Here is a 21,106-nt window from a genome sequence, read left to right as displayed (position 1 = left end):
CCTGGCGTAGGGCTCCCGTGCTGACAGGAGCCCCGCCGTATCGCTCTGCGTGCTTAAGCCATGACTCTGTGGCAGGCTTGCTCCGCTGGGGCGGCAGCGCGGCCGGTCCGCAGGCAGGGGGACGGCATGGCGGGATCGTGGATCAACTTTCTGTCCGACTACGGCGTCGACGACGCCTGCGTCGGGGTGTGCCACGGCGTGATCGCGCGGCACGCCCCGTCTGCGCGCGTTCTCGACGTGTGCCACTCGATCGCGCCCCAGGACGTGGGGCACGCGGCGATCACACTCGCCGGGGCGGTCGGCTACCTGCCAGCCGGGATCCATCTCGTCGTCGTCGAACGCCTCGACGCCGACGGTTACACCCGTGGGGTCGCGGTCCGCGCCGCCGACGGCTCCGTGTTCGTGTGCCCGGACAACGGAGTTGCGTCCCTGGCTTGGGAGGCCCTCGGCGGGATCGTGGACGTCCACGAGATCGCCAACCGGGAGCTGTGGCTGCCGCTGCCCACCGCGGTGTTCCGCGGGCGGGACGTCTACGCGCCGGTCGCGGCACGGCTCGCGATGGGCCTGGACCTGACGGATGTCGGTCCGCGGCTCGACGCCGCCTCACTCACCCGGTTCCGGCCGCGCGCGTGCAGCGTCGACGACGATCACGTCCACGGCGAGGTCGTGTCCATCGACCACTTCGGCAACCTCTCGCTCAACGTGACCCGCATCGACCTGGAAGCCGCCGGCATCCTGCTCGGCGATCCGGTCGAGGTTCGGGCCGGCAACCGGCTCATGCGGCTGACCTTCACACACACCTACGGCGAGGTGCCGCGGGGCGGGGTCACCGTGTGCGAGGACGCCCTGCGCCGTGTGATGATCGCGGTGAACTGCGGCCGCGCGTCGGACGCGCTGCGGTTGCGCCGCCAGGACGCGGTCGTGATCGCGCAGCTTCCCCGGGACCCCTCCGCGTTCCGCATCGTCCAGGATCTGCCGCTCCCCGCCTGACGACGTTCACCTGCTGTAGTCGACACGCCGAAAAATCTCACGCTGCGCAGTGAGGGTGGGAAGTGTGGGCGTACGATGACCGCGGCGGGGGCGCGTGCATCGTCCCCGACCGTACGGCCACCGGCGATCGGCGGTGGCCGACGGGTCAATCCGGCCGGCCCTTGCGGCCCCGGCGCCGGAGGGACACCTGCGGGGCGTTGCGGGGAGACTGCCATGAGACCACGCCGGGTGCTGGTTACCGGTGTCGCGCGGCCGCTGGGTGCCCAGGTGGCGGTGGCCCTCGCCGCGGATCCCACCATCGAGGCCGTGGTCGGTGTCGACACGGCGGCGCCCGACGCGGATCTCGGTCGCACCCGGTTCGTCCGAGCAGACATCCGGCACCCGTTGATCGCCAAGGTCATCTCCACCACGGAGGTTGACACCGTGCTGCATCTCAACGTCATCGCGACCCCGCTGGGAGCGGGCGGCCGGGCCGCGATGAAGGAGATCAACGTGATCGGCACGATGCAACTCCTCGCCGCCTGCCAGAAGGCGAGGAGCGTCAGCCGGCTGGTCGTGAAGTCGACGACGTCGATCTACGGGTCCTCCCCGCGCGACCCGGCGCTGTTCACCGAGGACACCGAGCCGCGGTCCCTGCCCACCGGCGGCTACGCCAAGGACGCCGTCGAGGTCGAGGGCTACGTCCGCGGGTTCAGCCGGCGCCGTCCCGACATCGCGGTCACCGTGCTGCGCTTCACCAACATCCTCGGCCCGCAGGTGGACAGCCCGCTTGCCCGTTATCTGGACCTGCCGGTGGTGCCGACGGTGCTCGGCTTCGACCCCCGCATCCAGCTACTGCACTCCGATGACGCCCTCGCCGTCCTCCTGCGCGCGACCCGCGGCGACCACGCGGGCACGTTCAACGTCGCCGGCGACGGGGTGCTGCTGCTCTCCCAGGCGATCCGCCGGGCGGGCCGCCCCTACCTGCCGGTGCCCTTCCCGGCGATCGGCGCGCTCGGCGGTGTGGCCCGCCGGCTGCGACTCGTCGACTTCTCCGCCGAGCAGCTCGACCTGCTCGCCCACGGGCGCGCGGTCGACACGGCCCGGCTGAAGACGGTCTTCGGCTACCGGCCCCGATACTCGACCGTGGAGACTTTCGACAACTTCGTCCGGTATCGCGATCTGCGGTTCACCATCGACCACGAGCTGGTGTCCCGCATCGAGCACGGCCTGCTCGGCTCGCTGGACCGGCGCTGGCTGGTGGGCTCGCCGTGACGCGTCCGACGGGTGGGAGTGGCCGGCCACGGCGGCGGACGGGGGAAGGCGGAGCGCATGGCGGACCGTGACGAATCCCGGGAGAACGCGCAGATCATCCCGCTGAACAGCGAGGGGCGGGCGGCCGCGGGGGACGGCGTCCGGCCACCCCGGCGCACCCGCCCGCGACCCGCCGCTCGCACCCCGGCGGCCCGTCCGGCGCGGCCCGGCGGATCCGCTGCGGGCGCCCCGTCGGCGGACGCGGTCCCGGCGGCATCCGAGGCCGGCACCCGCGGCGCTGCGGGCAGCCTCGATCCGGCCGCCGCGGATGCCGCAGAGCCGGCTCCCCGACGGCCGGTCGACCCGGGTGTGCGCCCGCTCAACGGTGCCCGCCCGTCGCGCGCGAAGCGGCCGACCAGCCACCCAGGCCCCCCCGCCACCGACTCGGCCGCCGGCAGTGACGGCACCGGCAGTGACGGCACTGGCCGCACCGCCGCAGGCCGCACCGCCGTCGACCGGGCCAGTTCCGGACCGGGCGCCACCGCGAGACCGGGCCCGCGCAGCGGCTTGGACGGCGGGGCCGGGAGTGGCACCGAGCACGGCACCGAGCACGGCACCGCGGCGAGCGTCCGGGTCGCGCCCGGGCGCGGCGGGCGAGCCGGTCGGGCGGCGGGCACCGGGCGGACGGGTATCGCGGGCGCGGAGCGCGGCACCAAGGCCGCCGGGTTCGGAGCGGCCGGGCCCGAGGCCGCCGGGTTCGGAGCGGCCAGGCCCGAGGCCGCCGGGTCCGAGGGCGCGGGGTTCGAGGGCGCGGGGTTCGAGGGCGCCGGGTCCGAGAGTGCCGGGTTCGAGGGCGCCGAGGCCGTCGGGGCCGGTGGCCTGGAGACGGCCCTGGCCGGCGTGCTGGCCTTTCTGCGCCGGCGCATCACCGGGGACTACGTCATCGATGAGCACGGGTTCGATCCCGACCTCACCGAGCACGTGATCGCACCGCTGCTGCGCCCCGTCTACCGCGACTACTTCCGGATCGAGACGCGCGGGCTGGAGAACGTTCCCGACGTCGGCGGGGCGCTGGTGGTGGCCAACCATTCCGGCACCCTGCCGATGGACGCGCTGATGATGGCGATGGCGATCCTCGACCACCATCCGGCCCACCGCAACCTGCGGATGCTCGCGGCGGACCTGGTGTTCGCCGTGCCGTTCCTCGCCCCGTTGGCCCGCAAGATCGGCAACACGCTGGCCTGCCAGGCGGACGCGGAGCGGCTGCTGACCGCGGGGCACCTGGTAGGGGTCTGGCCGGAGGGCTTCAAGGGCGTGGGCAAGCCGTTCAGCGAGCGCTACACGCTGCAGCGCTTCGGTCGGGGTGGCTTCGTCTCCGCCGCGTTGCGGACCGGGGTGCCGATCATCCCGTGCACGGTCGTCGGCGCCGAGGAGATCTACCCGATGATCGGCAACGCGAAGTCGCTCGCCCGCCTGCTCGGCCTGCCCTACCTGCCGATCACGCCCACCTTCCCGTGGCTGGGCCTGCTGGGCCTGATCCCGCTGCCGTCGAAGTGGATCATCGAGTTCGGGGAGCCGGTGCCGACCGATTCCTACCCGGCGGAGGCGGCCGACGATCCGATGCTCGTCTTCGAGCTCACCGACCGCATCCGCGAGACCATCCAGCACACGCTGTACAGCCTGCTGATGCAGCGCCGGTCGGTGTTCTTCTGAGCCGGGCGACGCCGCGGCCGGACAAGCCGGCCGCGGCCTGCTGCGGCGATCAGACGCTGGCCACCCGGCGGCGCAGCGCCATCCCGGCGGCGACACCGCCGGCCAGCGCGCCGGCACCGGCCGCGGCCGGAATGCCGATCTTGACCGCCCTCCGGGCCGTGCGGAAGTCCTTGATCGGCCATTCCCGCTCGCGGGCGACCGTCTTGAGGTCGGGATCCGGGTTGATCGCTACCGGGTGGCCGACCAGCGAGAGCATCGGCAGATCGTTGATCGAGTCGGAGTAGGCCCAGCACCGGGACAGGTCCAGACCCTCCCGTTCGGCGAGCGCCTGCACCGCCTCGGCCTTGGCCTGGCCGTGGAGCAGCCCGCCGACCAGGTGGCCCGTGTAGGTGCCGTCGGTGACCTCGCTGACCGTGCCGAGCGCGCCGGTCAGGCTGAGACGTCGGGCGATGACCGAGGCCAGCTCCACGGGCGTCGCGGTGACCAGCCACACCCGCTGGCCGGCGTCCAGGTGCTGCTGGGCCAGGGCGTGCGCGCCGGAGTAGATCTGCTCGGCCATCCGTTCGTCGTAGATCTCCTCGCCGTAGCGGACGATCTCGGCTACCGAGCGCCCGGCCACGAACGCCAGCGCCGTCTCCCGGGCGTCGCGCATCCCGTCCGGGTTCTCGTGGCCGCGCAGCCGGTACGTGACGTGCTGCCAACCGAACTTGAGCAGGTCACGAGAGTCGAAGAAGTCCCGCGCGGCGAGGCCGCGGGCGAAATAGAAGATCGAGGCGCCGGCCATCATCGTGTTGTCCACGTCGAAGAACGCGGCGGCGGACTCGTCGAGCGGGGGCCGGGGAACCTCTTCGGCCGCAACCTTCAACGCGGCGATGGCGGCCGCCTCGGCCGCCTGCCTGGTCTCGGCCACACCCCTGCGTCGCACCCTCATCAGTCATCTCCATGCAGTTCGCGGTGGAGCGAGGGGCTTGGCCCGGACGGTGACGCTCGGCCCGGACGGTGACAGGCCCACCGCCCACTCGTCGTCACCACCTCGGCGCGTCAGATTCCACACCTCGGTTCGTCGGCACGCCGTCAGACTACGGCCCGACCCCGGTCGGTGGCTGCAGGCGGTTCAGATCCGGCAGCGCAAAAGTGCCGGTGGGGCAAGAAAGGTGCCGTGGTCCACAGGTGATCCGAAGATCCGTCGCCGCCGCGCCGGTGGTCCGGTCGGTCAGGCCGGCCCCGCCGCGGGCAGGCTGCGGGCGAGGGCGCGGACGGCGCGCAGCTGCAGCGCCCGCACGGCACCCTCGTTGCGGCCCATCGCGAGTGCCGTCTCCCGGACCGAGAGTCCCTCCAGGAAGCGCAGCGCGATGCACTCCTGTTGGTCCGGGCGCAGCCGGCGGACCGCGTCCAACAGCTCGCGGTGGGTCAGCACGGCGACGATCGACTCCTCCGGGCCGGGCACGGCGAGCGCGGTGGCCCGCTCGTCCGCCGCCGCGAGGATGTCCGCGGTTGGGATCTCGAACCGGCGCCGTGCCGAGCGGGCCTGGTCGACCAGCAGGTTGCGGGCGATGGTGACGAACCATGCCCCGATGTCGCGGCCCTGCCAGCGGAACGCGCCGATGGTGCGCAACGCCCGCAGGAACGTCTCGCTGACGATGTCCTCGGCCGCCATCGGGTCGCCGCCCAGCCGGTACAGCGCATACCGGAACACCAGCTCGGCGTAGTGGTCATAGAGCAGCCCGAATGCCTCGGTGTCGCCCTGGCGGGCCCGGGCGACGAGTGCGGCCCGCTCCGACTCCGTCGGTCCGTCGGGGGTGGCCGTGTCGTGGCCCTGGGTGGGGGAGCCTGCCCCGAGCCCCCCGGCGGCAGTAGTCCGGCCGCGTCGTGCCGCGGGGCCCACCCGGACGGCATCGGCACCGGCGGGTGGGATCGCGGGCACCGTCGCCGCCGGGGCTGCCCCACCTGCCCCACCTGCCCCACCTGCCCCACCTGCCCCACCTGCCCCACCTGCCCCACTTGCCCCGTCCGCCGGGGGCGGCGTCTCGGTGGTCGGCCCGGCCGCCGGCAGGGGCGAGGTCACGGCCGCGATCCCCAGCCAGAACCGGCTCAGGGTGGCGCCGACCTGCGCGCGGGTGGGCAGCAGGGGGGCCGGCGGCCGCGCCCACGCGCCCGGAGCGCGCCGCACCGCGGCGAGGCCGGCGGCGAGGTCGGCGAGCGTGCAGTCGGTCACAGCCCGGCTCCGGAGGATGCAGTCGCGACAGGGCGGGCCGGCAGGCCCGATGCACGTGAGGGCGCAGGTAGCTGAGTGTAGCCGCAAGACGAACGCGCGGCAGTCGTAGATCGAGGCCGTGCCCGTCCCGGCCGCCGTCGCGATCATCGGAAGGCGCCGCGTGGCGGACTTACCATCGGGTTATGGACGACGACGGGTCGGGACCGGCGGAGCCCGGCGGCGGGGGCGCTCGGATCACCCTGCTCACTCGGGTGGGCTGTCATCTGTGCGACACCGCGCGGGCCGCGATCGCGCGGGTGGCGGAGCAGGAGAGGGTCGGGTGGCGCGAGGCGGATGTCGATGCCGATCCGCGGTTGGCCGACGAGTTCGGCGACCGGGTGCCGGTCATCCTGGTCGACGGCCGGGAGCACGGTTACTGGCGGGTGGAGGAGGACCGGCTGCGGCGGGCGCTGGCCGGACGCCGGTGGTCGTTGCGTTCCGGCGGGGGTCGCTGATCCGCTGGTCGGCCTCTCCCCGGCACTTCGTGAATCCCTTCACGAAGTCGTACACTGCCCGTCGACAGCCGACTTGTGGCGCCGGCAACCGCATGCGGAGGGTCGGCGGGGCCACGGATTCGGGCGCACAGCTCCGGGCGGCGACGCGCGCCCACAGATCGGAGCCGCGGATGAGCCAGCCCCGGCGTCGCCCAGCGGTGATCCGGCGACGAGCCCGCAGTGAACCTCATTCCGGCCGCTCCGTGGTGCCGGAGGCCACGGTCGCCCGGCTGCCCCTCTACCTCCGGGTACTGACCACGCTCGCCGAGGGCGGGGTTCACACTGTGTCTTCGGACACCCTGGCCGCCGCCGCCGGCGTCACCCCGGCGAAGGTCCGTAAGGACCTGTCCCACCTCGGCTCCTACGGGACGCGGGGCGTCGGTTACGAGGTCGACGTCCTGCTCGACTGCATCGCCGCGAAGCTCGGCCTCACCGAGGACCGCTCGGTGGTGCTCGTCGGCGTCGGCAACCTCGGTCACGCCCTGGCCGGCTACGGCGGGTTTCACGCCCGCGGCTTCCGTATCGTGGCTCTGGTCGACGCGGATCCGGACCGGGTCGGCGAACGGGTCGGTGCGGTGATCGTCCGTCCCGTCGACGAGCTGGAGCGGGTCATCGCCGAATGTGCGGTCACGATCGGCGTGATCTGCACTCCGGCCGCCGCGGCGCAACTGGTGTGTGACCGACTGGTCGCCGCGGGGGTCACGAGCATTCTCAACTTCGCCCCCACGGTGCTGTCGGTGCCGGAAGGGGTAGACGTGCGTAAGGTCGACCTCGCCGTGGAACTTCAGATCCTTTCGTTCCATGAGGCACGGAAGCGTCCATCCTCGCCGCGTGAGGGGTCGCCCGGTGGGCCGACGCTCGCCGGCCCCGGCGCCGCGGCGGGCCCCGACGGGGCGTCGCCGCACAGCGCGTGGCCCGACCGGGCCCGCCAGGCACCGCCGGGGCTTTCCCCCGCCGGGCCCGGGGCGGATGGGCGATCGGCCGGTGAGGTGCCGGGCGGTGAGGTGCCGGCGGGTGAGGCCCCGGGGCGCGACGGTGAGACGTCTCTCGCCGCGGGCGCGGACGGAGCGGCGGGCGCGGAGTGGGCGCTGGGCAGGGACGGGGCGGCGAGCACGGACGGGCTGACGTTCCCGGGCGGGTCGACGTTTCAGGAAGGGTCGACGTTCCCGGAAGGGCAGACGTTCCCGGACGGGCAGACGCCTCGAACAGACAGGGTGAGGACCGAGACGGATGAGGTCGTGCGGGTGACTCGTCAAGCCGGACAGACGCGGCCGGCGCAGGCGGTTCGTCAGGTCGGGCCGGTCCGGGAGAGCCGGGCCGGGCAACCGGCACCGCACCGGGCCCATGCCGGTGAGCCGTCCCCGCCGACCCGCGGCAACCCGCCGGGCGCGGACGCACTGCTCGCCGGCGACCGCCGGTGGGGTCTGGCCGGGGGAGTCGCGCAGGGTCCTGCGGGGGGTGGGGTGTCGTGAGCCTGCTGGTGGTGGGCCTCAACCACCGGACCGCCCCGACCTCACTGCTCGAGCAGGCGTCGGTGTCCGGCGATGACACCCCGAAGGTTCTGCACGATCTCGCCGCCGCGGCGCACGTCACCGAGGCGGTCGTGCTCTCGACCTGCAACCGGACCGAGATCTACGCCGACGTCGAGACCTTCCACGGCGGTGTGGCCGACATCTCCGACCAGCTCAGCCGGATCTGCGGCATCGATCTCGGTGATCTGGCCGGCCATCTGTACGTCCATCACGACGCCCGCGCGGTCGGCCACCTGTTCGCAGTGGTCTGTGGGTTGGACTCGATGCTCGTCGGCGAGTCGCAGATCCTCGGGCAGGTGCGCGGAGCGTTCCGGGCCGGGCAGTCGGCCGGGGTCGCGGGCAGCGCGCTGGCCGGGCTGTTCCAGGCGGCGCTGCGGGTCGGCAAGCGGGCCCACTCCGAGACGTCGATCGACGCCGCCGGCGCCTCGATCGTCGCGGTGGGCATCCGGCTGGCCGCCTCCAGCCTGGGGATCCTCAGCGAGGTGCCGGCTGTGCCGGTCGTGCCGCCGGGCGGGTCCGCAGGCGAGCTCGGGGGTGCCGGGGTGCTCGTGGCGCCCGTGGCCGAGCCCCCGCCGCTGGCGGGCGCCCGGGTGCTGCTCATCGGCGCCGGCGCGGTCGGCTCGCTGGCCGCGCAGACCGCCCGCCGGGCCGGCGCCGCGGAGATCGTGATCGCCAACCGGACCCCGGCCCGGGCGGCCCGGGTCGCCGAGATGCACGACGGCCGAGCCGTCGGCCTGGCCGACCTTCCGCACGAGATCCTCATGGCCGATCTGGTGATCTCCTCGACCGGCGCCACCGGTCTCGTCGTCGAGCACGACCTCGTCGCCGCCGCGCTGCCCGGGCGCGGCGGGCGACCGCTGGTGTTCCTCGACCTGGCCCTGCCGCACGACATCGACCCGGGCGTGCGCGCCCTGCCCGGGGTGAGCCTGATCGACCTGGAGGCGCTACGGGTCGCGCTCGACGGCGCCCAGGTGGCGCACGACGTGGAGGCGGTCCGCGCCCTGGTCTCCACCGAGGTCGCGGGGTTCCTCGACCGCCGCCGCGCGGGCCGGGTCGCGCCGACCGTGGTCGCCCTGCGGGCGCACGCCGACTCCGTCGTGCACGGCGAGCTTGCCCGGTTGCACTCCCGCCTGCCCGACCTCGACGATCGGGAGTGGGAACTGGTGGAGGGCGCGGTCCGCCGCGTCGTCGACAAGCTGCTGCACGCCCCGACCGTGCGGGTGCAGCAGCTCGCCGGGGCGCCCGGAGGCGATTCCTACGCCGAGGCCCTGCGGGAACTGTTCGATCTTCCGCGCGAGGTGCCCGCCGTGGTGTCCGCGCCCGACCTTGATCTTGTGGAGCGTTCGTGACGGCGATGGAGCCGACCAGCACCGAGACCGATGCGACGGCCCGGGGTGCAACGCTGCGCGCCCGATTTGCGGGTCGCCGGCTACGGCTGGGGACGCGCCGCTCCGCGCTGGCCATGACCCAGTCCGGGATGATCGCCGCGCAGTTGCGGGAGAGGGTGGGCTGCGCGGTCGACCTCGTCCCGATCGTAACCGCAGGTGACCGGTCGCCCGCGGAGATAAGCCAGATCGGCGGGACCGGCGTGTTCGTCAGCGCGTTGCGCGACGCCCTGCTGGCCGGCGAGATCGACCTTGCCGTGCACTCCCTGAAGGACCTGCCGACGGCCACCCCGCCCGGCCTCGTGCTCGCCGCCGTCCCGACCCGGGAGGACACCCGGGACGTGCTCGTCTCGCCCAGCGGGCGGGGGCTCGCCGAGCTCGGACCGGGCACCCGGGTCGCGACCGGCGCCCCGCGCCGCGCCGCCCAGTTGCGGGCGCTCGGGCTCGGGTTCGACGTGGTCGCGATCCGCGGCAACGTCGACACCCGGCTGAAGAAGGCCATCGACGGCGAGGTCGACGCCGTCGTCCTCGCGTACGCGGGACTGGCGCGCCTGGACCGCCTGGACGCCGTCACGGAGATCCTCGACCCCGAGGTCATGCTGCCGGCGCCCGGCCAGGGTGCGCTGGCGGTCGAGTGCGCCGGAGGGGTCGGGCTCAGGCTGGCCGGACCGGCCCGCGCGCTGGTCGCCACCGGGGTCGGGGACCGCGCCGGCGGGGAACCCGCGGGCGGGGATGCCGGGCGCGACGGGCGGGGCCGGGGTCCGGATGTGGGACGGAACAGTGGCCAAACGCGGTCAGATCATGGTCAGCCCGTCGATGGCGGCCTTGCCGAGCTGCTACGGTTTGTGCTCGATGACGCATCGTCGTCCGTCGCGATCAGAGCGGAACGCGCGTTTCTCGCTGGGATCGAGGCTGGATGCACCGCCCCGGTCGGCGCTTTGGCAGTGGCAGAGCCTGCGCCGGCGGCGGCCGTCGGCACTGTGGCACCGGCCGGCGATGCGTCCCCCGCGGGTCGACTGCGCCTGCGGGCGGTCGTCGCCGCGCCGGATGGCAGCACCGTCCTCCGGCGTGACGTGGCCGGGTCCGCCGTCGACCCGGAGGCGCTCGGGCAGCGCCTCGCGGACGACCTGCTGTCCGCCGGAGCACACTCGCTGATGGGAATTCGCTGAGCATGGCCACCCGACGCACGAAGAAGCCTGTCTCCCCGGTCGCACTCGTGGGTGCCGGCCCCCGTGACCCGGGCCTGCTGACCGTCCTCGCGGTCGAGACCCTCTCGTCGGCCGACCTCGTCGTCGCCGACCCCGACGTCGCGCCCGCCGTCGTGGAGAATCTCTCCGCCGAGGTGCTGCGCATCGGGGACCTGGAGGCGTCCAAGCCGGTCCGGGACGCCGAGGCGGCCACCGCCGCGGTGGTCAGCCGGGCCCGCGCCGGGGACAGGGTCGTCCGGCTCTACGCGTCGGACCCGTGGCTGACCCGCATCGGCGCCGCCGACGCCCAGGCGCTCGCGAAGGCCAAGATCCCCTACCGGGTCGTGCCCGGGGTCCTCACGGGCGCCGCGGTGGCCACCTACGCCGGCGTCGCGCCCGGCTCGCCGATCACCTTCGCCAGCACGTCGGGCGTCTTCTCCTCGTCGGGGACGCTCCCGGCGCCGTCGCCGTTCGGCGCGGGCGAACCCGTCGGTCCGTTGACCGGCCCGCCCTTCGGCGCCGGCCGGCTCGGCGCCCGTCCGATGACCGGGCTGGGCGGCGGCCTCGGTGGCGGGCTGGGCGCCGGCTTCGGGTCGCCCCTGGGGCTGGGTAGCCCCGGCGGGTTCGGCGGGTTCGGCGCGCCGGTTCCCTCGCCCGGCGACGTCGACTGGGCCGCTCTCGCCCAGGCTCCCGGCACGCTCGTGGTCACCGCGGCGCCGACCGAGGTCGGCAAGGTCGCGGCGGCCCTGGTGGAGCACGGCCGCCCCGGTGACACCCCGATCGCGGTCACCGTGGACGGCACCACCACCGACCAGCGCACCGTCACCTCGACCCTCGACCGGGTCGAGGCGGACGTCGCGCCGCTGCTGACCGCCGCCCCCGTGCCCATCACCCAGGTCGTGCTCTCCGTCGGTGCCGTCGTCGCTACCCGGACGAAGCTGTCCTGGTGGGAGACCCGGGCGCTGTTCGGCTGGACGGTGCTGGTGCCGCGGACCAAGGAGCAGGCGGCGATCCTGTCCGACCTGCTGCGCTCGCACGGCGCGAGCCCGCTGGAGGTGCCGACGATCGCGGTCGAGCCGCCGCGGACCGCGGCCCCGATGGAACGCGCGATCACCGGCCTGGTGTCCGGGCGTTACCAGTGGGTCGCCTTCACCTCCGTCAACGCCGTGCGCGCGGTGCAGGAGAAGGTCGAGGAGCGCAGCCTGGACGCCCGGGCGTTCGCCGGGGTCAAGGTGGCGGCGATCGGCGAGGCGACCGCCGAGGCCCTGCGCGCCTTCGGGATCCGTCCCGACCTGGTCCCCACCGGGCAGCAGTCCAGCGAGGGCCTGCTGGAGGACTGGCCGGAGTACGACGAGTCGCTCGACCTGCTCGACCGGGTGCTGCTACCGCGGGCCGACATCGCCACCGAGACGCTGGTCGCCGGCCTGAAGGACCGTGGCTGGCAGGTCGACGACGTGACCGCGTACCGCACGGTCCGGGCCGCCCCGCCGCCCGCCCCGATCCGCGAGGCGCTCAAGGGCGGCCGGGTCGACGCCGTCGTGTTCACCTCCTCGTCCACCGTGCGCAACCTCGTCGGCATCGCCGGCAAGCCGCACGAGACCACGGTGATCGCCGTCATCGGCCCCGCCACCGCGGCGACCGCCCAGGAGCTCGGGCTGCGCGTCGACGTGCAGGCGCCGGAGGCGTCCATCCCGGCCCTGGTCGGGGCGCTCGCCGAGTTCGCCGCCGAGCACCGCGAGGAGCTGGGCAAGATCGGTCCGCTCGCGGCCCGCCTGCCCAAGCCGCGCCGCGGCTCGAGGCGGTAGGCCGGCATTCTCCTGGTCTGTCCACAGGGTTCGCGTCCAGATTGTCCCTGTGGACAGGCGGGATGACTGCTGCGGCAGGGCGGGTAGCGTCGAGGTGGGCCGGCCGTCGTCGTCGAGAGGTGCGGGGCTGATGAGCGGGATATCGGGAGCGCGGGGCGCCGGCAGCGCGGGAGCGGGAAACTCCGGTCCGGGGCGTCCGGGGTCGGGCGGTTCGGGGTCGGCCGGGTTTCCGGCGGTGCGCCCCCGTCGGCTGCGCCGCTCGCCCGCCCTGCGCCGGCTGGTGTCGAACGTGCGGCTGCACCCGGCAGACCTGGTCCTGCCGATGTTCGTCAAGGAGGGTGTGGACCAGCCGGTTGCGCTGACCTCGATGCCCGGCGTCGTCCAGCACACCCGCTCGTCGCTGCTCAAGGCCGCCGTCGAGGCGGTCGAGGCCGGGGTCGGCGGGCTGATCCTGTTCGGCGTGCCGGCGGCCAAGGACGCCCGGGGCTCGGCCGCCGACGACCCCGCCGGGATCGTCCAGCTCGCGCTGGCCGACCTGGTCGCCGAGGTCGGCGGGGACATCGTGCTGATGACCGACCTGTGCCTGGACGAGTACACCGACCACGGCCACTGCGGCCTGTTGACCGACGCTGGCGAGGTCGACAACGACGCCACGCTGGCGCGCTACGCCTCGATCGCCGTGGCGCAGGCCCGCGCCGGCGCCGAGGTCGTCGCGCCGAGCGGGATGATGGACGGCCAGGTCGGCGCGATCCGGGGGGCGCTGGACGCCGAGGGCTTCACCGACCTGCCGATCCTCGCCTACTCGGCGAAGTACGCCTCGGCGTTCTACGGTCCGTTCCGCGAGGCGGCCGAGTGCGCCCCCCAGTTCGGCGACCGCACCGGCTACCAGCAGGATCCGGCGCGCTCGGTGGCCGAGGCGCTGCGCGAGGTGGCCCTGGACCTCGCCGAGGGTGCCGACGCCGTGATGGTCAAGCCGGCGCTGGCCTACCTGGACGTGCTGCGCGCGGTCGCGGACACCGTGGACGTGCCCGTCGCCGCCTACCAGGTGTCAGGCGAGTACGCGATGGTCGAGGCCGCCGCCGCCGCGGGGTGGATCGACCGAGACCGGGCGATCGCCGAGACGCTGACCGCGATCTCCCGTGCCGGCGCCGACATCATCCTCACCTACTGGGCCGTCGAGGTCGCCCGCGGCCTGGCCGCCCCCCGCTGACCCCTCCGCCCTTCGTCCTCCGCCCACAGGCAAGCCCCCGGCGGCGGCCTCCCACCGCTGGTCCGGAGGGACGAATCGCCCGGCGAGGGCTCCGGACAGGCGGGACGTTCGACGATCGGGCTGGTGGGGTATGCGGCCGGATGGTGCCGGGCCCTCAGGGGGGTCGCGTCGATGTGAGGCTTGACCGGCGTGCGTCGATGGTGGCGCCGGGCTGTTGCCGCGACCGGCCGGATGCGGGCGACCGGCGCGAGCCGCGGTTCGTCGGACCGCGCACCGCCGATGTTCTCCCAGGCCGCCGGGCGGCCATCCCCCGTCCGGGGGATCACCCCGATCAGCACGGCCGGCGCTCGTCGGCTGGTCAGGGGCGTTCCGGGCGGTGCGGGTCGGGAGGCGGTCCTGGCCGCTGCCGGCGGGCCGGAACGTTCGGCGGGCAGGGCGGGGGCGGAGCCCCTCGGCCAGGGGTCGAGGGTTCGCGTCCAGAGCTGCTCCCGTGACTTCCGTCGCCGTCTACCAGATACCCCCAGGGGGTAGTTGTTTGCTATACGGGGGAGGGGTATGTTCGGGCCTGCCGGGCGGGCCCGCCCGGCCTGGGGACTGTGGCTGAGGAGACGAGGATCGCGATGACCGCGAACGCCTACACCGTGACCGGGATGACCTGTGAGCACTGCGCCCGCTCGGTCACCGAGGAGCTGGAGCGGCTGCCGCAGGTGTCCAGCGTCGCGGTGGATCTCGCGGACGGTCGGGTCACGGTGGTCAGTGACGGGGCGCTGGCGGACGGCGCCGTCCGCGAGGCCGTGGCGGAGGCCGGGTTCGAACTGGTCGGCCGGGCCTGACGAGTCCGCGGGCAGTGCGCCACCGGGCGGATCGGGGGAGGGAGATCGAGTGACCAACGTCGGGGTCGAGGCCGGCGGGCCGGCCCGGGTCGAGCTCGCGATCGGCGGCATGACCTGCTCGTCCTGCGCGGCCCGGGTGGAGCGCAAGCTCAACCGGATCGACGGCGTGAGCGCTTCGGTGAACTACGCCACGGAGAAGGCCACCGTCACCCTCGGCGAGCCGGACCCGGCCGCCCCGCACGCCCCCGTGACCGTCGACGACCTGATCCGGGCCGTGCAGGCCGCCGGCTACACCGCGGTCCTGCCCGCCCAGACCCGCAAGGCGCGCCCGCGCCCGACCGACGCGGACTCCGCGCGCGCGGCGCCGTCCGTCCGCTCTCGGGCCACCCCGCCTGCCGCGGCCGGTTCCGGCGCGGCCGGGCCCTCCAGAGCGATGGGCGTTGCGGCCGTGGCCGGGACGGCGGAGGCGGCCGGCGGGACGGCCGAGGTGGCCGAGGTGGCCGGCGGGACGGCCGAGGTGGCCGAGGTGGCCGGCGGGACGGCCGAGGTGGCCGAGGTGGCCGGTGGGACGGCCGATGCGGCCGAGGTGGCCGGCGGGGTGGACGATGCGGACGTCGACGGAGCGGCGCCTGCGGACGCGGACCTGCGGGCGATGCGCCGGCGCCTGACCGTCTCGGCGGTGCTGGCGCTGCCGGTGCTCGTGCTCGCGATGGTGCCCGCCTGGCAGTTCGACTACTGGCAGTGGGTCAGCCTGGCACTGGCGACGCCGGTCGTTTTCTGGGGCGGCCGGCCCTTCCACGCCGCGGCGGCCCGGGGCGCCCGGCACGGTGCGGCCACCATGGACACCCTGGTCTCCCTCGGCACCCTCGCGGCCTTCGGGTGGTCGCTCTACGCGCTGATCTTCGGCGGGGCGGGTGACCCGGGGATGCGGCACTCGTTCTCGCTCACCGGCGGCCTGTCCGACGTCGGCACCGGCACCGGCGGCGTCGAGATGTCCCACGGCGCCGGTGGGCCCGACGGCGGCGGCGCCACCGCGATCTACCTGGAGGTGGCCGCCGGGGTCACGGTGTTCCTGCTCGCCGGGCGGTTCCTCGAGCTGCGTGCCCGGCGCCGCTCCGGTGCGGCGCTGCGGGCCCTGCTGCACCTCGGGGCGAAGGACGTGACGGTGCGCCGTCCGGTGTCCGGGCGCGGGGGCCTGACGGTCGAGACGCGGATCCCGGTCGACGAGCTGAGCCTCGGTGACGAGTTCGTCGTCCGCCCCGGCGAGAAGATCGCGACCGACGGGGTGGTGCTCGAGGGGGTCTCCGCGGTCGACGCGAGCATGGTCACCGGCGAGTCGGTACCGGTGGAGGTCGGGCCGGGAGATCCGGTGGTCGGCGCGACCGTGAACGCGGGCGGTCGACTCGTCGTGCAGGCGACCCGGGTCGGGGCCGACACGCAGCTTGCCCGCATCGCGCGGCTCGTCGAGCAGGCCCAGAGCGGCAAGGCGCGCGTCCAACGGCTGGCCGACCGGATCTCGGCGGTCTTCGTCCCGGCCGTGATCACGGCCGCGCTGATCACCCTGGGCGCCTGGCTCGCCACCGGGCAGCCGGCGACGGACGCGTTCACCGCCGCGGTCGCCGTCCTGATCGTCGCCTGCCCCTGCGCGCTGGGCCTGGCCACCCCGACCGCCCTGCTCGTCGGCACGGGGCGGGGTGCGCAGCTCGGCATCCTCATCCGTGGCCCGGAGGTCCTCGAGTCGACGCGGCGGGTGCAGACCGTGCTGCTCGACAAGACCGGCACCGTGACCACCGGCCGGATGCGGACCGCCGCCGTCCACTCGGCGCCGGGGGAGAGCGCCGCCGACGTGCTCCGCCTCGCCGGGGCGGCCGAGGACGCCGCCGAGCATCCGATCGCCCGGGCCATCGCGGATGCCGCCCGAGCCGCGGCCGCCGGGTCGTTGCCGCCGGTGACGGACTTCGCCAGCGACGCCGGGCTCGGCGTGCGCGGCACCGTCGAGGGCCGGTCGGTCGTCGTCGGCCGGGACCGCCTGTTCGCCGAGCTGCCGGCCGAGCTCGCGGGCGCCCTGGCTCGGGAGCGCGACGCCGGGCGCACCGCGGTCGTCGTCGGCTGGGACGGCGCCGCGCGCGGGCTGATCAGCGTCGCCGACACGGTCAAGCCCACCGCGGCGGAGGCGGTCGCCGCCCTGCGCCGGCTCGGCCTGCATCCGGTCCTGCTGACCGGGGACGCGCAAGCCGTGGCCCGCGCGGTCGCCGCCGAGGTCGGGATCGCGCCCGAGGACGTCATCGCCGAGGTCCTGCCCGAGGAGAAGGCGGCGACGGTCCGCCGGTTGCAGGGCGAGGGCCGGGTCGTGGCGATGGTCGGCGACGGGGTGAACGACGCCGCCGCGCTGGCCCAGGCCGACCTCGGCCTGGCGATGGGCGGCGGGACGGACGCGGCGATCGAGGCGTCCGACCTGACTCTGGTCAACGCCGACCCGCGGCTGGTGGCCGACGCGATCCGACTGTCCCGGGCGACGCTGCGCACGATCCGGGGGAACCTGTTCTGGGCGTTCGCCTACAACGTGGCGGCGCTCCCGCTGGCCGCGGCCGGCCTGCTCAACCCGATGATCGCCGGCGCGGCGATGGCGTTCAGCTCGGTGTTCGTCGTGACGAACAGCCTGCGCCTGCGCCGGTTCGCCCCGCTACCGCCAGCCGCGGCTGCGGCGTTGCCGTCGGCGCGGCCGACACCCGCGGTCGCGGCGCGGCCCTAGACGACTGAGTCCGAACCAGGGCGGGGGCCGATTGCGGTGCGTTCTGCACGGTCTGACACCGGCGGATCGTGCGTATCGCACCGCAATCCTTCCCGCGCACCGCGACCGGCCGTCACGAATGCAGCGGCGGCCGCCGCGGCCGGGGCGGCTCGACTCAGGCCGGGGCCTCCAGGCGGGGGAACACGGGGGCGGGGTCGGCGACGCGGGAGCCGCCGTCGCCGCACTGGGCGGCGATGCGCGGCGCCGCGTCGGGCAGGAACGGCGTGAGATGTGCCGCGAGTTCCCGGCAGGTGGCGACCAGCTCGGCGAGCACGGCATCGAGGGCGGCCGGGGCGGCGCCCTCCTTGCGTTCGGCCTTCGCGAGGTCCCAGGGGCGCGCGGCCTCGACGTACCGGTTGCCCTCGTTGCCGATCGCCGTGACAGCCTCGGCGGCGCGGCGGAAGTCGAACGCGGTGAACGCCGCGTCGATCGTCGCCGGGGCCTGCTCCCGGGCCGCCCGCAGCGCCGCGGCCCCCGGGTTGTCCGCCGCGACGGGCGGGATCACCCCGTCGCGGTAGCGCTTCACCATCGACACGGTCCGGTTGACCAGGTTGCCGATGTTGTTCGCGAGGTCCTCGTTGGCCCGGGTGATCAGCCGCTCGGTGGTGTAGTCGGTGTCGCCGCTGCGGGCGACGTCGCGCAGCATCCACCACCGCAGCGCGTCGGTGTTGTACGCGGCGACGATGTCCGCCGGGTCCTCCGCGTTCCCGGCCGACTTCGAAATCTTCATGCCGTCCGCGGTGAGGTACTCGTGCACGAAGATGGTGTCGGGCAGGCGCACGCCGGCGGAGAGCAGCATCGCCGGCCAGTAGACGGCGTGGAACCGGATGATGCCCTTGCCGATGACGTGAACGCGGGCGTCGCTGTCGTTCCACCAGTGCTGGAAGCTGGCGTCGTCGGTACCGTACCCGGGCGCGGTGATGTAGTTGCCGAGGGCGTCGAACCAGACGTAGATGACCTGGTCGGGATCGCCGGGCACCGGAATGCCCCAGCCGCGCGCCCGGCTCATGCTCCGGGATGCGCTGAAGTCCTCGAGCCCGGCCTCGATGAACGACAGCACCTCGCGCTTGCGGGTGGCCGGCTCGATGCGCAGCCGGTCGCTGGAGATGAGCTCGTGGAGCTGGTCGGAGTAGCGGCTCAGCCGGAAGAACCAGTTGCTCTCCTCGACCAGATCCGGCACGGTCCCGTGCTCCGGGCAGCGACCGTCGACCAGCTCGTCGGGGGAGTAGAACAGCTCGCAGCCGACGCAGTACAGGCCGGCGTAGCTCTTGCGGTAGAAGTCGCCGCGCTCGGCGCAGGCCGTCCACAGCTTCTCCACGCCCGGCCGGTGCCGCGGGTCGGAGCTGGTCTTGATGAAGTCGTCGAAGGAGAGGTTCAGCGGCTCGCGCAGGGAGATGAACCGGGCGGCCACCCGTTCGACATATTCCGTGGGGGTGATTCCCTCGGCCTCGGCGCCCTGCACGTTCTTCAGCGCGTTGTCGTCGGTGCCGGTCTGGCACCGGACCTCGTCACCGCGCGCCCGCAGATGCCGGGCGAACGCGTCGGTCTCGACCAGCTCCAGCGCGTGCCCCACGTGCGGCTTGCCGTTGACGTACGGGATGGCCGTCGTCACGAAGTAGCGACCCATCGGTTTCGGATCCTCCCGCCCCGGTGCGCAACCTCGCTGATGAGGCTCCGTCGGGGCCTCATCGGTGGTCTGTCAGGACGCGCGGAAAAGGCCGGATGGCATGGACATCAGCATCATCCGGGGGCTCGCCGCCTCGGCGGTGACACGTGCCGTCGACACAGGGAAATCCTACCCGCCCGCCCCACCACAGCCGCCGGGAGCGGGGGCAGGTGAAGATCCGGTCGAGGTGGTGGTCGAGGATCGCCATGGCCTGCTCGGGCGGGTGGAGACCGACGAGGAGCATCACGGCCGCCCGGGTGATCCGAGCCGACCGGGGTCCGATCACCCATCTTGGACATCCAGGTCACAGCGCATGAAGACCCGGGCGTCGACCTTCAGACCACGCTCCGCCTCGCCGGCTCGGATCGCCGGCATGCTCGGCGTCCACTCGGCGGGGCAGAGGTCCCGGAAGCCGTGGCGGCGGTAGAACGGCCCGTTCCACGGCACATCGCGAAACGTCGACAGGGTCACTCCCGGCAGGCCGCGCGAGCGAGCCCAGTCGCCCACGGCGGCGAGCAGACGCCCCCCGAGTCCCCGCCGGCCGTACGAGGGCAGGACCGCGAGTTCCTCGACGTAGCCGAGCCCGTCGCGTACTGAGGCGATCACCATGCCGACCGGGACGCAGTCGTCTCCCAGGCAGCCCACCCAGACCTGGGACAGACCGATGAGGCGGGCCAGTTCGTCGGGCGGGGACGGTACGTCGAGAGCGTCGTCGATCAACCCGAGGCCGTTGAAGAGGGTGCCCGCCTCGTCATCGACGGCCCGTAGCCGGTCGGCCTCGTCGGCGCGGGCCGGCCGGATCGTCCATAAGGGCTTGTTCATGAGCGATGAACTACCAGCGGATCGCCGGCGGCGCATCCGAGTTTCCGGCCCCAGCCCCCGCCACGAGCGGCGGCGCCGATATCCGACGTGATGTGTCGTGGCCGGTCACGATGGTGAAAGATGCTGTGCTATGTCGGGGGTTGGCGATGGTGCGGGCGGTTGGGACTTCTTCATCTCCTATGCCGCCGCTGATCGGCGGTGGGCGGAGTGGATCGCCTGGCAACTCGAGGTGGAAGCCGGCTACCGGGTACTGATCCAGGCGTGGGACTTCGTGCCCGGCTCGGACTGGCGGTACAAGATGGAACAGGGCATCACCCAGGCCACGCGGACCATCGCCGTGCTGTCGAAAGCCTACCTGTCCTCGGTCTTCGGCGGGCCGGAGTGGCGCGCCGCGCAGGCCGCCGACCCGGACGGGCTCACCCGCAAGCTGCTCCCAATCCGGGTCGAGGACTGCGAGCGTCCTGGGGTCCTTCGGACGCTCGTCTCCGTCGACCTGTTCGACCTTGCCGCCGACACCGCCCGGCGGCGTCTCCTCGACGCGGTACGAGGGGCCTTGGCTGGCCGGATGAAACCGGACGTCGAGCCGGAGTTCCCCCGCCACCCCCGTCGAACGCCACCGACCTCACCGGCGCCATTCCCTAACCGCAGCGTCGACCCGCATCCGGGGCCACAGCCTGACGAAGTCAAAACGGAAGAGCAGGTCCTCGCCGGACCGGGCCCGGGAGGCGGCCCCGATCCGGGCGGGCCGCCCGTGAACGGTCGCCGGCTTACCTTCCGATCCGTCGCGCCTGGGTTAGGCGGAATCGTAGCGATCACGGCGTCGGCCGGCGCGGTCACGTCGCCAGTGTGGTGGGCCGGACGACCAGGCGAGGTGCTCGGCCCGGTCGGGGTCGGATCGGCGATGGCGATGCTCGTCGTCGCGATTTCCCCGGGCCCGCGCTGGCTGGCCGGTTTGATGGCGGTTGCCGCGGTGGAGGGCGCGGGCCTGGGCGTGGTCGTGACCCGCGTATTCGGCGTCAGCCCCGGGGTGCTCCGTACCGGGATCGAGGCCGCGTTCGCCCTGTTCGTCTCGCTCATCATTAAATGGATGCCGCCGTGGGGTGCCCGCCCCCGGCGACACCACCGAAAGCCGCGAGGCACGCCGTCTGACCGCTGACGCCGTCTGACCATTGACGCCGTCTGACCGCCACC

At 74.1% G+C, this 21,106-nt stretch carries 16 protein-coding genes; 12 read left to right on the top strand and 4 right to left on the bottom strand.

Annotated features, from left to right (window positions below):
• Positions 1-126 precede the first annotated feature (126 nt).
• From AC5R91_RS15615 to AC5R91_RS15605, 3 genes are all read left to right on the top strand, one after another.
• Complete coding sequence (locus AC5R91_RS15615; protein WP_495397843.1) at positions 127-990, top strand: SAM hydrolase/SAM-dependent halogenase family protein; 864 nt, start codon at positions 127-129, stop codon at positions 988-990.
• 213 nt (positions 991-1,203) lie between these two features.
• A complete protein-coding gene (locus tag AC5R91_RS15610; protein WP_495397842.1) occupies positions 1,204-2,244 on the top strand; it encodes an NAD-dependent epimerase/dehydratase family protein in 1,041 nt (346 codons plus the stop codon).
• A 57-nt stretch (positions 2,245-2,301) separates the two neighbouring features.
• On the top strand, positions 2,302-3,936 hold the full coding sequence (locus tag AC5R91_RS15605) for a lysophospholipid acyltransferase family protein (RefSeq protein WP_495397841.1): 1,635 nt from the start codon (positions 2,302-2,304) through the stop codon (positions 3,934-3,936).
• 49 nt (positions 3,937-3,985) lie between these two features.
• Here AC5R91_RS15605 and AC5R91_RS15600 read toward each other — a convergent pair whose 3' ends face one another.
• Complete coding sequence (locus AC5R91_RS15600) at positions 3,986-4,867, bottom strand: HAD family hydrolase (RefSeq protein ID WP_495397840.1); 882 nt, start codon at positions 4,865-4,867, stop codon at positions 3,986-3,988.
• Between the two features lie 282 nt (positions 4,868-5,149).
• On the bottom strand, positions 5,150-6,151 hold the full coding sequence (locus AC5R91_RS15595; protein WP_495397839.1) for a sigma-70 family RNA polymerase sigma factor: 1,002 nt from the start codon (positions 6,149-6,151) through the stop codon (positions 5,150-5,152).
• A gap of 182 nt (positions 6,152-6,333) precedes the next feature.
• On the opposite strand from AC5R91_RS15595, the gene AC5R91_RS15590 reads away from it, so the two are divergent.
• The 8 genes from AC5R91_RS15590 (at position 6,334) to AC5R91_RS15555 (ending at position 17,388) form a co-directional block, all read left to right on the top strand.
• Positions 6,334-6,645 carry a glutaredoxin family protein gene (locus AC5R91_RS15590; protein WP_495397838.1) on the top strand — a complete coding sequence of 104 codons (312 nt, stop codon included), beginning with the start codon at positions 6,334-6,336 and terminating at the stop codon, positions 6,643-6,645.
• A 170-nt stretch (positions 6,646-6,815) separates the two neighbouring features.
• A complete protein-coding gene (locus tag AC5R91_RS15585) occupies positions 6,816-8,156 on the top strand; it encodes a redox-sensing transcriptional repressor Rex (protein WP_495397837.1) in 1,341 nt (446 codons plus the stop codon).
• Positions 8,153-9,565 carry a glutamyl-tRNA reductase gene (locus AC5R91_RS15580; RefSeq protein ID WP_495397836.1) on the top strand — a complete coding sequence of 471 codons (1,413 nt, stop codon included), beginning with the start codon at positions 8,153-8,155 and terminating at the stop codon, positions 9,563-9,565. Before AC5R91_RS15585 ends, AC5R91_RS15580 begins: the two co-directional genes overlap by 4 nt.
• Positions 9,562-10,770 (top strand): hydroxymethylbilane synthase, encoded by a 1,209-nt coding sequence (hemC, locus tag AC5R91_RS15575; protein WP_495397835.1) that lies wholly within the window; start codon positions 9,562-9,564, stop codon positions 10,768-10,770. The genes AC5R91_RS15580 and hemC overlap by 4 nt, the downstream gene beginning before the upstream one ends.
• Positions 10,771-10,772: 2 nt before the next feature.
• Positions 10,773-12,593 carry a bifunctional uroporphyrinogen-III C-methyltransferase/uroporphyrinogen-III synthase gene (locus AC5R91_RS15570; protein WP_495397834.1) on the top strand — a complete coding sequence of 607 codons (1,821 nt, stop codon included), beginning with the start codon at positions 10,773-10,775 and terminating at the stop codon, positions 12,591-12,593.
• Positions 12,594-12,723: 130 nt separating this feature from the next.
• Positions 12,724-13,803, top strand: a complete 1,080-nt coding sequence (hemB, locus tag AC5R91_RS15565; protein ID WP_495397833.1) for a porphobilinogen synthase — start codon at positions 12,724-12,726, stop codon at positions 13,801-13,803.
• Positions 13,804-14,423: 620 nt separating this feature from the next.
• The gene (locus AC5R91_RS15560; RefSeq protein WP_495397832.1) at positions 14,424-14,636 is read left to right on the top strand and encodes a heavy-metal-associated domain-containing protein; all 213 of its coding nucleotides are present in this window, start codon (positions 14,424-14,426) and stop codon (positions 14,634-14,636) included.
• Positions 14,637-14,745: 109 nt separating this feature from the next.
• Entirely contained in the window at positions 14,746-17,388 is a 2,643-nt protein-coding gene (locus AC5R91_RS15555; protein ID WP_495397974.1) for a heavy metal translocating P-type ATPase, read from the top strand.
• A 154-nt stretch (positions 17,389-17,542) separates the two neighbouring features.
• On the opposite strand, the gene AC5R91_RS15550 is transcribed toward AC5R91_RS15555, so the two are convergent.
• On the bottom strand, positions 17,543-19,054 hold the full coding sequence (locus AC5R91_RS15550) for a methionine--tRNA ligase (RefSeq protein WP_495397831.1): 1,512 nt from the start codon (positions 19,052-19,054) through the stop codon (positions 17,543-17,545).
• 321 nt (positions 19,055-19,375) lie between these two features.
• Complete coding sequence (locus AC5R91_RS15545) at positions 19,376-19,915, bottom strand: GNAT family N-acetyltransferase (protein ID WP_495397829.1); 540 nt, start codon at positions 19,913-19,915, stop codon at positions 19,376-19,378.
• A gap of 130 nt (positions 19,916-20,045) precedes the next feature.
• Here AC5R91_RS15545 and AC5R91_RS15540 point away from each other — a divergent pair, with 130 nt between their 5' ends.
• Positions 20,046-21,071 (top strand): toll/interleukin-1 receptor domain-containing protein, encoded by a 1,026-nt coding sequence (locus AC5R91_RS15540; RefSeq protein ID WP_495397828.1) that lies wholly within the window; start codon positions 20,046-20,048, stop codon positions 21,069-21,071.
• The last annotated feature ends 35 nt before the right edge of the window (positions 21,072-21,106 follow it).

This window comes from Frankia sp. BMG5.60 (assembly GCF_059428125.1).
The sequence above is the reverse complement of the archived record's forward strand: the minus strand, read 5'-3'. Positions and strand labels throughout refer to the sequence as shown.